This is a genomic window from Skermanella aerolata KACC 11604, assembly GCF_000936425.1.
Lineage (GTDB): Bacteria > Pseudomonadota > Alphaproteobacteria > Azospirillales > Azospirillaceae > Skermanella > Skermanella aerolata.
Genome location: NZ_AVFK01000003.1, coordinates 98,368 through 111,179, shown reverse-complemented (window position 1 = coordinate 111,179; position 12,812 = coordinate 98,368). Strand labels below are relative to the sequence as shown.

Genomic DNA, 12,812 nt, shown 5'->3' with positions numbered 1-12,812 from the left:
TGCTGTTGGAGATCGAATTATCAGGACCGTGGCCTGATGATCATATTTGAGGTATAGGGTTTATGACGCGTACTGTGCTGGTTGTCGACGACAGCAAACTCGCCCGGATGGTTGTGAAGAGCATCCTCGTCAAGACGCGGGCCGACTGGCGGGTCGTCGAAGCGGCCGGGCCGGGACAGGCCCTCGACCTCCTGGACGGGGAAGGCATCGACATCGCCCTGATCGATTTCAACATGCCGGAGCACGACGGCCTGTGGCTCGCCTCGGAGATCCGCGACCGCGACCCGGAAATGCCGATCGCCATCCTTTCGGCCAATGCCCAGGACGCCATACTGGCCCGAGCCCGGGAACTGGACGCCGCCTTCGTCGAAAAGCCGATTTCGGAAGAAGCGCTGGCGGCCTTCCTGTCGGGAGCCACCCTCAAGCTCAGGCGTGCCGGCAAATGACCCCGGACCAGAGCGGCGTCCCGACCGGCGGCGACGGCCTCCTGACCGAGCTGGAGCGCGACGCCCTTACTGAAATCATCAATATCGGCGTCAGCCGCGCCGCCAAGAACCTGAGCCGGATGGTCAAGGATCAGGTCCATCTCGCCGTTCCCCGCACCGAGATCATGACCCGCGACAGCGCCGTCGAATGGCTGTCGAGACGCGAGAACAGCAGCCTGGTCGCCGTAGGCCAGGACTTCCGCGGCTCGTTCTCCGGTCAGGCGCTGCTGATCTTCCCGGAAAAGACCAGCCTGGAACTGGTCAGGAGCATCCTCGACGACACCTTGTCGCTGGATGAGATCGTCGATCTGGAACAGGAGGCGCTGGCGGAGATCGGCAACGTCGTGTTGAACGGCTGCCTCGTCGTCATGGCCAACATGTTGAAGGAGAGCCTGAACATGTCGCTGCCCCGCGTCATGCGCGGCAGCAGCCAGGTGGTGCTCCTCGGCGACGACGAGGAGGAAGACCCCGGAGAAATGGTGCTTTTCCTGACGATCGATTTCGCGGTGCGGGCCAGGAGCATAAACGGCTATATCGCCTTGCTGATGGATCTTCCCTCGATCGCCGCCATCAAGACCCTGATACGCGAGTATCTGAAGGGGTTCGAAGGAAGCTGATGGACGCGTCTTTCGACATGGCACAGGCCGGTGGCGCGATACTGGATGCGCTGGATACCGGAATCGTCATTCTGGACGACGAGTGCCGCGTCGGGGTGTGGAACGCCTGGATGGAGCGCGCCAGCGGCCTGGATCGCGCCGACGTGGCCGGTAAACCCCTGTGGGAAGCGCTGCCGGACCTAGCCGACAGCCGGCTGCGCGGCGCCGTGGACGATGCGCTCCAGGCCGGCGCGTCCAGCATCCTGACCCATTCGCTGCACGCCGGCCTGCTGCCGCTCACCCTCCCCGACGGCAGGCCGCTCCTGCACAACCTGATCATCCGCCCGCTGGCTGGAAAAGCCGCAGGCGGCTGCATGATCCAGGTAAACGACATTACGGTCACGGTGACGCGCGAGCGCGTGCTGCGCGAAAGGCGCGACGCCAAGTACCGGGCGGTGGTCGACACGGCGCAGGACGCCATCGTCACGACGGACGCCGCCGGCACCCTGCAATGGATGAACACGGCGGCCGAGCGGATCTTCGACGTCCATTCGCAGGAAGCCATCGGCAAGGATATCGGCCTGCTGCTGTCCGCCTCCGGCTGCGTCCACTGGCCGCGCAACCAGGCGGCCCTGGCGATCAACGAGGAGGCCTTGCAGCCTGTCGAGCTGGTCGGCCAAACGCGGGACGGCACGCCATTGAACCTGGAACTGTCGCTGGCAAGCTGGCGGAGCGAAGACCGCGTCTTCGTGACGGGCATCCTGCGCGACGTGACGGAGCGGCTGCGGGTACGCGACGCGCTGGAGCAGGCGGTCGCCGACAAGACAGTGCTGCTGCGGGAAATCAACCACCGGGTCAAGAACAGTCTTCAGCTCGTATCAGGCCTGCTCAACCTGCAAAGGGCGAGCATCGACGACAACTTGGCCAAGTCGCTGCTCAAGGACGCCTCCGACCGAATCGCGGCGGTCGCCCGCGTCCATTACCGCCTCTATCAGAGCGACCGCTTCTCCACGCTGGACTTCGCGGCGTTCCTGGAGGAGCTGTGCGACGATCTGGCCGAAGCTTCCGGCATGAGCGTCTGCGACCTCGTCCTGGAGGCGGGACCGCTGGAGATCAACATCGACCATGCCGCACCGCTGGGGCTGATCGCCAACGAACTGATCACCAACGCGATCAAGCACCGCGATACGGACCCCGCCGTCATCAAGGTCGCACTGGAGAGCGGCCAGGGCGGCTATGCGCTCACCGTCAGCGACCAGGGTCCCGGGCTGCCGGCGGACTTCAATCCGGCGAAATCCCGTACGCTGGGAATGCGCATCGTCACGGCCCTGACGCGCCAGCTCGGCGGCAAGCTGGAGATGCTTCCCGCCAGCAAGGGCACGACCTTCCGGGTGACGGTCCGGGGCAGCCGGAACGGCGCACCCCAGCAGACGGACGCTTCGACCGACCGGGCAAACGGCGAGAACGCCGCCTGAGACCGGAAAGTCGCCGGCGCCGCCTTCAGCCCGGCCGGCCGTCGATCCGCGCGCTGGTCAGGATCGGCGAGAACTCGATCAGGTAGAGCAGGAACGCCAGCGCCCAGAGCAGGGCCGAAACACCGATCAGGGGATGGGCATCGGGAAAGGCCACCGGCCCGAAGACTCGGACAACCGCCGCCAGATTGATGATCGCGAAGGCTGCCGTCATCAGGCGCGACGCCTCGATCGGCCTGCCGGTATGGCCGCACGCGGTACGGGCCATCATGCCGAGCGTCAGCACCCCGATCCCGCCGACCGTAAAGGCATGATCGGCGGTGCCGGCCGGCAGGTCCAGCCCGAAGTCGGAGGCGGCCCGCAAGGCCAGCGCTACCGCGATCCAGGCGTGCCCGGCATGCAGCACCCAGAGCATCGGGACCCTCAGCGTCGCCCACGGTTTCCAAGGCAGCGCACGGGCGATCAGCAGCGCCGCGGCGGCTAGGGCTGCAAGTCCGCCGGCGACGCTGCCGGGAACCAGCACAGAGGCCGTCACCGCCGCCACGGTCGCCGCGACCGCAAGCCCGTCGAGCCGCTTGTCGATGCCGGCCCCGGCCGCCGGCAGCCGGTTCTTCGTGAAGAACGGGATCACCCGGCCGCCCATCACGACCAGGATCATCATCATGACTCCCAGCACGCCCCGCGTGACCTCGGCGCCGACTGACAGGACGCCGGCGGCATCCAAGTGAAGAGCCAGGTTGGCCGATGCCAGCACCATCAGCACGAAGGGAAAGGCGATGTTCCGACGGTTGCGCGCGGCCAGCAGCGGCGGCAGCATGGCGGCGGCCGCCAGCGGCAGGAAAGCCACGTCCACTCCGGCGACGACCTGCCAGGGCAGGTCGTCGCCCGCCAGCATCAGCACGCGCCCCGTGATCCACAGCGCCGCCAGCCCGGCCAGGGGAGCGCCGGCGATCGTCGGCCGGCCCGTCCAGTTCGGGATCGCGGTCAGCAGAAATCCCACGAGGACCGCCGAGGTGAACCCGAACAGCATCTCATGGGTATGCCATGCCGCCGGGTTGAAACCGGCCGGCAACGCCAGATGGCCGTGCCACGCCGCGACCCACAGCGGGATCCAGGCGACGGCAAGCAGGGCCGCCAGCAGGTAGAAGGGCCGGAAGCCCAACGCGAACAGCACCGGCGCCCGAAAGAGGCCGGAGGTGTCGAAGCCGGGACCGGGGGTCGGGGCTGGCGTCGGAATGGTCATGGACGGAGTTCCTGATGGTGGCGCGATCATGCCGCACCATCCTCCGATCCGGCGGGCTAGCCCTTGACCGCGGTCAAGCGCGATGGAAAGACCCTGGACGCCACCGGGCTGGACGCGACAGCCCGGACCAGCAACCCGGCGGTCAGGACCACCGCCAGATCGAAGGCGAAGTTGCCGACCAGCAGATGCTTCGCGATCTCCGCCCTGCCGTCGCCGACGACGGTGATGACGGTCTGGCTGACGGCGACGGCGCACAGGAACTGCGCCGCCAGCGCGAAGCCCCGCAATCCGGCTGTTCTGGATATCGGCAGCAGCACGCCCGACAGCGCCAGGGCCAGCAAGTAGAAGCCGAACCCGGTCGGCAGCAGACCCTTGACGGTGGTCCAGAAAGACGGCTCGAACAGGGGTTCTATCAGGCCGTCGAGATGCCGCTTGCCGTAGACGTCCAGCGCTATGTCCTGCATGGCGTCCGAAGCGAAATGCACCGCGGACGCCATCGCCGGCGGGTCGTTCAGGTAGATCGAGACGACCTTGCCGTGGCTGGTCAGGCTTCCCAGTTCCGTGAAGCAGGTGCCGGGCACGAAGGCGTTGACGCCGATGCAGCGCGCCGCATCCGGCGGGAAATCGGCGAGATGCCGGCCGGGGTCTTCGCTGAAGGTCAGGGCGCCGATGAACGTCGCGTTGTAGGCATTGACGTTGCGGAACTCGTAGCCGGACGTGGCTGCCAGCGCGACGATCTGCGGCACCAGGAACAAGGCCGCAAAGGCCGGCGCCCTGCGCCAGGTCAGGCCGGGGATGCCCGATACCCAGGAATGCGCCAGGAACACGGCCAGCAAGATCGCCGGCGTCGGCGCGAACTGGGCCTTGGACGTGGCGAACAGCGCCAGCACCGCCGCGAACAGGATCTTCCAGCCCCAGCCGCCCGCCGCCCTGAAAGCCAGGACGGCGGCGGGCACCAGGACCGTCAGGTAGAGCAGGCTGGCCCGCTCCTCGTAGAAGGAGTTGAAGAAGGCCTTGTAGCTGACATCAAGCAGGACGGCCGAAACGAAGAGCATCGTCCCGAAGGTCAGGGCGGCACTTCCGGTCGCGGCGTGGAACAGGATCGCCAGAGCCGCGAAGGCGGCCAGTTCAACGATCCGGGCGGGAATGGAGGCGATCCGCAGCGAATAACCGGTGTTTCCGGTGACGGTCCGGGCAGCGGCATTGGCCGCGATCCCCGCCATGTTGAGCAGCTGTGCAGAGGATCGGCTCTCCATCCCGCCCAGCGCGGGTTCCGGCTTCGGAGTCCACTCGTCGATCCAGAACTTGGCGAACCGGCGGTCCCAGGTGGCGTCGTCCGACGGCCAGTTGGTCTCGAAGGCGGCCGGCTTCTCGATGAACCACTGCATCGACCGGGAGAAATCGCCGTTGTCGGCGATGCCCGTATTGATCAGCAACGGCGCCAGCACCGCGTAGATCAGCATGACCAAGGCCAGTGCTGCCGGTAGAGGCTGACGATCGCTTCTTCCCATAGTACCAACAACTCTCCCTACCGGCGGCGGCTTGGCAAGACCTCCCCAACCATCACGCGCGTGACAGTATCATAAGTTCAATCAGGCAGATTTTGAATCGAAATGCGACCATCGGGATGTTTCATCAGTTGTGAAAACGGCATCATGGATACCCCCGGGAGTGAATCCGTCCGCTGCCTTCAGATGCGCTGGCAAAGAAATACGGACGGACGGACACCCTTTTCTACTTGCCGACGCTGTTCTTCATGTCGCGAAGCTTCTTCAATCGGCTGCTGCAAGCTGCCTGGAGGCTGCGAAGCAGCCGGCCGGTGCTTTCGGCCAAGTAAACGGCGTGGTGCTGAGTCAGAAGGACCCAGCCGATCACGCCAACTAACCAGAGCGCAGAATACGCTATGCCATGGGCCATCAACTCGCCCCAGAGAACTATGGCGAAACGATTGACCGTTCCGGCCACCGTCATCTGCTGAACGGCTTCATTCAAGCCACTCTGGATCATGGGGTTGATTTTCAACGCACCCATTTCCTCGATGAAAGCTGTGGCCTTGACAGCGATCAAGGCACTTTCCAATGCGAAGCGGAAAAGATGGAATGCAGGGTCCCGGTTATCGGTCATGACTGCTGCTCCTTTTACAAAAGGTTTTCTGCTGACGAAACCAAGAGCCAAAGATGGGTAATTCGGTTGTACTCGCCTTGCCTGCCAATCATTTTTGCCGCCGAGCTACATATTTGCAAGGTATGACAGAATATTCCATCTTATAGAAGATGCTTCTTTGGATGATGCCTTGCTGCCGCTTTAGATTATTATTTATAATATTTTATTCAGCCGTATATTCTTACTTGATGATCGGCAATTTTAAAATCTGTGTTTTCGGGCGTGGCACCTAGCTTCGATATGTTGTGCTTCGAGTGAGATCAACACAGGGCATCTGGACTTATAGAATTTTATTCACGCCTTGTGCTTACCTGGTGCCGCTGTCACACTTGAGGTAATTCATCTGGAGGGGAACCCCATAGATCTTCTTCGCAATCCTGGAGGCATTTGCTGCAATGCGGCAAAAAATTCTCTTTTAGGACGTAATATCGATAAATTTATTCAACTTTAAAAGACATGTTGACATAAAGCACGCCTTTAGTTCGATAATCCAGCGTCGACTCAACTTTGAAATGAAGGAGGATTGGGTGATGATCAAAAACTTTTCGGACAAGGTCTTGACCGTCCAGAACCTGCTTCGCAAACATGGCTTCGTCGTTCCGGAAACGGGCGAGGAGATCCAGAGTCAGAGCCGAAAAGAGCTTTGCCATCTTATTAATGCATTACGCGAAGTCCGAGGACTCGGACGCGGCATGATGTACGATTCTAACCTGTCTAGTTTTCTCAACTATCCGGAAAAGGCGCCCCGCAACTTCGTCAATGAACTGACGACGGCAATGGGCCTCATCGACCTGGGGCTGAGTGAAACGTTGTGGGACGAAGAATTGCCGACGATCATGGCGACGGTCGATTCCGTGCTGAACGGCGGAGTGATCGCAACGGTGCTTGCGCAGCCGGTCAACCAGGTCCTGTTCAAAATGGGACCGAACATCTCGATGGGCATCCGTTTCAAGAGCCAGAACCCACTTCCCAACCTGCCGCCGATCCGAGAGTTTACTGTCGCGACGGGCAGTGACATAGCAACCGAAGCGACCCTCGACTATCCCGCCTACCTACGCGTGATGGCTTGCGAGGAGGGTGAGTTCATCGCCCTCAATGCCTTCCTCAGCATCCCGGAGGGCCGCATCGATGCTGGCACCCATCGTTTCGGCGTTATCCCCACGGACGATCGTGTCGCGCGGACGCTGATCTACGCCTTCGCGTCAAGCGAGCCGTGCTTCCACGGATGGCCAGTGACTCAGAAAAGGAGTAGTCGCCTTAAACAGGGCCAGTTCCTTAAACTCTTGCGCGGCTTCTATGACCTTCATCCGACCAAGCGCGATTCAAGCGTGCAGTCCTTCATCACGACGGTTTCCAAAGAAGCGGTGAGACAACAATGAAGAAGGCGCTTCTCGTCGCAATGGATAGCTACGATTGGTATCAACCATTCGATGGGGCTGTGCAGCACACCGCGCTGGAACTACGCAAGCTTCTTGCCAACCCCCTCTTTGGAGGGTTTCAAGATGTGAGTTTGAAAGAGAACGACCAATATCAAAGTTTCCTTGAAAGCGTCGGCCGCCTCTTCGATACGGCTACAGTAAAGGACGAACTTTTATTCTACTTTGCTGGGCATGGTGCAAAACTACTTGACGGCGACATGGTATTGCTGCCCGTCAACGCAACAGACACCGACCTGCGGCAATGCGCCATTTCAGGACACTTGTTGGCGGGGATGCTTCTTAGCACTAAGGCTACAAAGGTGTCGGTTATCCTTGACTGCTGTCATAGTGGGACATTTCTAAAAAGCGTCGCTAGCCAGGACATCGAAAGCGAACTCACCAGCTCCAGTTTCGCCACTCATAAGAAGTCGCTCCAAGTCTTGTGCAGCAAGGATGATTCGCATGTGGAGATGTGGCGATCGCAATTTACTGGCGGCATCCTCGATGGCATCCGGACTGGAGTTGCCGGGGGGAACGACATTAGCGTTACCTTAGACGATATAGCTAGGTACTTATCCATCACTAAAGCAATCGGACGAGATGTTGAAAATCATTTCCGGTCTTTCAAAAATATAAACAAAACGGATCCGGAACAACGGCATATCATATCGAAGAATCCATACCGAGGAAGAGCTGTCCCAAGGGAATTGATCATCAGTTTGTATTCACAAGATCGTGCCCGGAGTGAAAAAGCCATGCGCGACTTAAAGAATCTATCGACTCGTGAGACGGAGACACTCGACGGATCCTCGCCCGCGTCACGCCTGTTGCATGCATTCCTGCGAGACAATGGCGATTTTCAGCAGCAGATTGGCCAGTTGGCGCCCGAGATCCCACATGGCTCAAGGCAGGAGCCTGGTCCAAGGGAGGAAGCGATCCAAGTATTCTACCACCGTCGCAACGAACCCTTTGCACTGGAGGCTGCCACCTGTTTCACGCGGAACGACGTCGTATTCTGGTTGCACGACTTGGAAGGCCCGCTCAAGCATCGGGGTCCTGACGTACTTGATTGGATTTCAAGAAGCTTACCGACATTGTGGATCGTCGATGCCGAGTTCGCGCGGCGTCTGCGGAGCCGCAGCCCTGAAATCTATCGGGCACTCTGCGACACGCCCCACGACCGCATCGGCCACCGCGCCGTCTATTGGCTGGAACGTGGATCGGAGATGCCTTCGGACCTGCCGCTCGCCCATAGCCGGCTGACGGGCAATACCAATACACCGATGGAGGAGTTCGCATGCGAGTTGTCCAGGCTGGTCCTCCCCCATCGAGCCGATCTTCGCTACGAGGCTGAATTCAATCCGGCAAACTTCACTTCAGTCGTGAAGAAGGAGGAAGGTTTTCTGACACTGCTCGAACGCCGCGATGAGCAGTTGATGTTGGTCCTCAGGCGACACCAGGATTTGCCGACCGCTCACATACTGCGTGAGCCGCCCCGTGAACCGAAGTTTCTGATCTACGAACGCGCAGGCTCCTACGTCATGGCGATCGTTGACATGGATGCGAGCGTCAACGAGGCGGCCCTGCAATACACCTTCGAGCCGCAAGCCACGGCGCGCTTGGCGACTCACGAGGAGCTGAAAGAACTCGGCTTCGAACCCGACCGCGTACATCCGATGTGGCTTGATCCGGGAAACCAAATCTCGAGGATATTCATTGACGCGAACATCTTCTTCCAATATCTGATATTTCCTTTATCAAAAGTCATCCTGCCAAAATACCATCTGGGCGCCGACCATAAGGCTGTGTCGTCGATATCATCGTTTGTTCGGACGTTACAGGTATTTCATGGTGAGCAGAAAATCATATTCGGAAACATTATCCAGAAAAAGAAGCTTTACGACAAGACGTTGATCTCGTTGTTGTCCAGCCATCATGCCTTCTCGCGGTTCGCTCCGACGCCGTCCAATTCCTTGCATGTCGGCAGTTTGCGAACCGCAATCATTGCTTATCTTTTCTCCATCACCAACGCAAGTCTTGGGCGCTTTCACATCCGCTTCGATGACACGAACGTCGAACCGGACATGGCCGACCACAACATCGGCCTCATCCTGAAGGATCTGGAATGGATCGGCATTCCATCCAAGCAGCACTACCGCCAAACCAGTAGCATGGCGGCTGAACGTTACAATTCTGCATTGGATCTCCTCAATCGGTCAGGCCTTGTGGCGGAGCGGCGGGATGGCAGCTTCGAATTGCGCCTCGATCCGAACGTACCCGCCTTCTCCTATTGGCTGGACCTGCGGCACGGACCGCGGGTCCTGCACAAGGCACCGACGCGCTCACCGCACGCACAACCTCTCGACTATTCGTTGACGTGGGTGCCAAAGAAACCAGGTGACGTGCGCCGGTTCAAGTACAAGTTCGCCGGCGCCATCGATGACATGATCAACAACTCGCTTGTCGTCAGGGACATACGCCAGGAACATTCCATGTTCACTGCGCGGCAATCGCTGTTCATGGGTATGGTCCGCGAAGCACTGGCTTTCCCCAGGGATCCATACTCGAAGAACCTGGGCCAGCAATTAAAACAGAGCGCACAAAGGAGAATTGCCAACACGGGATCCTTTCGACCGTTCCCATTCCCCTGTCCTCCAACGTACTTCCACGTCTCCCGCGTCGTCGACGAGAAGGGAGTGCAGCTTTCGAAACGGGAGTTACGGCCCGAACATACGATTTCTTTCCTCCGGCAGCACGGCACCTATTTTCCCGAAACGATCCTGGCTTGGTGCTTGTACAGCCTGGGCCAGCCGTTCTGCGCGTCACTCGGTTATCGGACGTTGACGGCCTTGATCAAGGCGGTTGCCCCGTGCGGCGCCCATGGCTTTCTTTACGATCACCGGGATCGCGTACGTCCTGAAATGCTTTGGCAGTCGCAGCAAACCCATTCGATCCGTATCACCGGCTTGAAGAGAATCGACTACCTCATGCTGGTCAAACTGCCGCCTTACCGGCTTTATGACTTTGCGGAGAAGCTATACGCCGAAAATGGCATCAACTCCTCCGGCGAAACGGATATTACGGACTCGCTGCGCGAACTGGCGTTACGCCTGTACGAACGCAGGCGTTACTTCTCGGGCGCCGGTGACTTGGCGGCCGTCATCCTGGCGCTGCGCCAGACCGGGAAAAGGCCGGTTCCTCCGGGGGTGGAAGCGCCGGACGACATCGAATTGCCGCACGACGATGGCCGGCTCGAGGAATGGATCGACGGCTTTGAGCGGAAATATTATCGGTGGATCAGATTCTGCGTATGCGGCCTTGCCGACGGTCCGCCGCTCCGTGAACTGCTCTATGTCATGGGCCCTCTTCAGTTCCTCACTAAGCTGCGCGATTGGAGGCAACACAATGAATGACCCCATGATTTTCCCTCCTGCGCTTCTGCCAATCGTCGAGCAGAAGCTACGGGAAAGACTCTTGTCCTATGTGCAGCCCGGTGTACCGCGCTGCCTTCTGGCATTCGTCGGCGACGGGGAAATCGAAGTCAAGCGGCAGTTTACCACCGACCATGACTGGCGGATCTGGCATACCGACCTGGAGGATGGGCTGATCGGCGAGGCTCTGCGCACGGGGCAGATTGTCGAATGGGACGAGAAGCGCCCCAATACCCCCTTCCTGAAAGGCGACCCCCGGACCATCTACGAGATCGCGGCCAGTATATCGTTCAAGGACAAGGCAACGGCAGTTTTACTGATCGACTACTTCAAGGAAGATCCGGCCGACCGCGCGCATCACTGGAAAATTCAGGGATGGCGAGGGGAAATCGCGGAAATTCTGGCGACGCCAGAGCGAGAAGAAACTGAGATCAGAAACCATATACTCAATGCCGTGCAAGTCTCTGTGGACCAGACAAAGAGCATCAGGGGTTATATCGCTCTAAAGCAATGGGATGGAACGATCCGTTATTTCACTGCCGGTCAGGGGCGCGACAAGTTCCGTTATTTGAGTCAGCTGGAAGGTATTTGCGGAGAGGTAATGCGAACCGGCGTTTTTCAGAATGTCGGCAATGTCTGGAATCATCCGCAATACCGCTCGTCAGACGACAGCATACAGTCGGAAGCGGTTGCTCCAATCAAGGTCCGGGGCGACGAATGCATCGGCGTGTTGAACTTGGAGTCGGCGGAAGCCAACCACTATACGCCTGAGCGGGAGGCCGCCATTCTTCGCTCGGCCGACGAGATTATAGATCTTGCAGACCGATTCCGGCGTCCGGTGGGGGTCGACATCGGTGCTCATAGCCTCCTGCTGAGCGATTTGGTCGAACAGTTCAGCGCACCGGAGGACAACACCCGTTTACCCAACGAGGAAAGGATTTGGGAATGGGCAGAGGAACTGTGCCGACGGAAGATCACCAGCTTGGAAGGAGTCATCGACGCCACCTTCGTTGACGTTTCCGTTGGAGCCGAGGACGGACGTCGGATGCGCTTCTGACCAGCCGAGGTACAGACCACCAAAGACAATGGTAAAGATAAAGACGCTGAGAAGGAAAAAGAACAGGACAAGCGCAGGCCCAGGCTGGAGGACGGCGTCTGGAAATGCGATTTCGACCTGCTGGCGGACAGCATCCCTCGCTCTCGGGTGGAGGTGCGTTTTTCGGACCACCCAAAGCGCACGACGACCGAGATCATCGAGCAATTTTGCCGCCTGACCTCGAACGAGGTGCGCCGCCGCGGCGTCGAACTGCGGGGCGCCGAGTTCGAACGGTTCGTCGCTGAGATCCGACGTGTTTCGCTGGGCGACGACACGGCAAGGGAGTGCCTGCTGGCCAGCCTGCCCGCCATGCTTCAGCGCATGATGCATTGCGACCACGTCACCTACTTCAAAGTCGGCGGGAAGACACCGGAAGGATTGGCCATCCTGCGACCTTGGCAGTCGACCTCGCCCAAACTGACCTATAACTCCGACGAGCATTTTTACAGGGCCTGCCCGGACGACGGTCCGACAGGGCTGGCGGCGACGATGACGGACGTTCTTCTCCTCAGGAACATGAACAGGGCGGAGTTGCAGGGTCTCAACCCACATCTGCCCGATCCCAATCGATCGGAGAAGATTGCGGAAGAGGAGGCCGCCAAGCTTCGCTCGCTCTTCGCCCTCCCCGTGTTTAAAGGTGAAACGCTGGTCGGCTTGTTCCGCGGCCATAGGACGGTACGGCGTATCAACGTGTCGTTCACGGAAGCTGACCGTGACCGGTTGCGCTTGGTTCAATTTCTTCTTCGCGGAGTACTATCGAACGGGAATGGCAGAGTTGTAGACCGTTCCATGAGATCTGACGCCAGCTTGTCGGCAAATTGCTGAATTGCCATAAAGATAGTGGACGGCGGATCGCCGAGCGATGGGATGCATCGCTACGATGCTGAGATCCATTGCATCGCGAAAGT

General features: G+C 59.7%; 10 protein-coding genes. 7 read left to right on the top strand and 3 right to left on the bottom strand.

From position 1 onward, the window contains the following. The first annotated feature begins 62 nt into the window (after window positions 1-62). Genes N826_RS05760 through N826_RS05750 form a run of 3 tightly spaced genes read left to right on the top strand, consistent with a single transcriptional unit; the run spans window position 63 to window position 2,556 of the window. A complete protein-coding gene (locus N826_RS05760; RefSeq protein WP_044426592.1) occupies window positions 63-446 on the top strand; it encodes a response regulator in 384 nt (127 codons plus the stop codon). Then, the gene (locus tag N826_RS05755) at window positions 443-1,102 is read left to right on the top strand and encodes a chemotaxis protein CheX (protein ID WP_044426589.1); all 660 of its coding nucleotides are present in this window, start codon (window positions 443-445) and stop codon (window positions 1,100-1,102) included. Before N826_RS05760 ends, N826_RS05755 begins: the two co-directional genes overlap by 4 nt. Further along, window positions 1,102-2,556 carry a sensor histidine kinase gene (locus N826_RS05750; RefSeq protein WP_052830863.1) on the top strand — a complete coding sequence of 485 codons (1,455 nt, stop codon included), beginning with the start codon at window positions 1,102-1,104 and terminating at the stop codon, window positions 2,554-2,556. The genes N826_RS05755 and N826_RS05750 overlap by 1 nt, the downstream gene beginning before the upstream one ends. A 25-nt stretch (window positions 2,557-2,581) precedes the next feature. On the opposite strand, the gene N826_RS05745 is transcribed toward N826_RS05750, so the two are convergent. The 3 genes from N826_RS05745 to N826_RS05735 form a co-directional block, all read right to left on the bottom strand. Continuing rightward, window positions 2,582-3,796 carry an NnrS family protein gene (locus tag N826_RS05745; protein ID WP_052830862.1) on the bottom strand — a complete coding sequence of 405 codons (1,215 nt, stop codon included), beginning with the start codon at window positions 3,794-3,796 and terminating at the stop codon, window positions 2,582-2,584. 56 nt (window positions 3,797-3,852) lie between these two features. Further along, window positions 3,853-5,307: a glycan biosynthesis hexose transferase WsfD gene (gene wsfD / locus N826_RS05740; protein WP_147040281.1), complete on the bottom strand. Its 1,455-nt coding sequence runs from the start codon at window positions 5,305-5,307 to the stop codon at window positions 3,853-3,855. A gap of 223 nt (window positions 5,308-5,530) precedes the next feature. After that, window positions 5,531-5,920 carry a hypothetical protein gene (locus tag N826_RS05735; protein ID WP_044426586.1) on the bottom strand — a complete coding sequence of 130 codons (390 nt, stop codon included), beginning with the start codon at window positions 5,918-5,920 and terminating at the stop codon, window positions 5,531-5,533. A 566-nt stretch (window positions 5,921-6,486) separates the two neighbouring features. Between N826_RS05735 and N826_RS05730 the strand changes: the two genes are divergently transcribed. The 4 genes from N826_RS05730 to N826_RS05715 all read left to right on the top strand — a co-directional run bounded on the left by N826_RS05730 (window position 6,487) and on the right by N826_RS05715 (window position 12,729). Next, window positions 6,487-7,338, top strand: coding sequence for a hypothetical protein (locus N826_RS05730; protein WP_147040279.1), 852 nt, complete (start codon window positions 6,487-6,489; stop codon window positions 7,336-7,338). Further along, window positions 7,335-10,790, top strand: a complete 3,456-nt coding sequence (locus N826_RS05725; protein WP_044426584.1) for a glutamate--tRNA ligase family protein — start codon at window positions 7,335-7,337, stop codon at window positions 10,788-10,790. Before N826_RS05730 ends, N826_RS05725 begins: the two co-directional genes overlap by 4 nt. Further along, entirely contained in the window at window positions 10,783-11,865 is a 1,083-nt protein-coding gene (locus N826_RS05720; RefSeq protein ID WP_044426583.1) for a GAF domain-containing protein, read from the top strand. Before N826_RS05725 ends, N826_RS05720 begins: the two co-directional genes overlap by 8 nt. A 153-nt stretch (window positions 11,866-12,018) precedes the next feature. Further along, window positions 12,019-12,729 (top strand): hypothetical protein, encoded by a 711-nt coding sequence (locus N826_RS05715; RefSeq protein ID WP_147040277.1) that lies wholly within the window; start codon window positions 12,019-12,021, stop codon window positions 12,727-12,729. Window positions 12,730-12,812: the final 83 nt, after the last annotated feature.

Bases quoted from the DNA above. Each gene is read 5' to 3' on its own strand.
- N826_RS05750 (WP_052830863.1), top strand. From the start codon at position 1,102: ATGGACGCGTCTTTCGACATGGCACAGGCCGGTGGCGCGATACTGGAT.
- N826_RS05735 (WP_044426586.1), bottom strand. From the start codon at position 5,920: ATGACCGATAACCGGGACCCTGCATTCCATCTTTTCCGCTTCGCATTG.
- N826_RS05755 (WP_044426589.1), top strand. From the start codon at position 443: ATGACCCCGGACCAGAGCGGCGTCCCGACCGGCGGCGACGGCCTCCTG.
- N826_RS05720 (WP_044426583.1), top strand. From the start codon at position 10,783: ATGAATGACCCCATGATTTTCCCTCCTGCGCTTCTGCCAATCGTCGAG.
- N826_RS05745 (WP_052830862.1), bottom strand. From the start codon at position 3,796: ATGACCATTCCGACGCCAGCCCCGACCCCCGGTCCCGGCTTCGACACC.
- N826_RS05760 (WP_044426592.1), top strand. From the start codon at position 63: ATGACGCGTACTGTGCTGGTTGTCGACGACAGCAAACTCGCCCGGATG.
- N826_RS05725 (WP_044426584.1), top strand. From the start codon at position 7,335: ATGAAGAAGGCGCTTCTCGTCGCAATGGATAGCTACGATTGGTATCAA.
- wsfD (WP_147040281.1), bottom strand. From the start codon at position 5,307: ATGGGAAGAAGCGATCGTCAGCCTCTACCGGCAGCACTGGCCTTGGTC.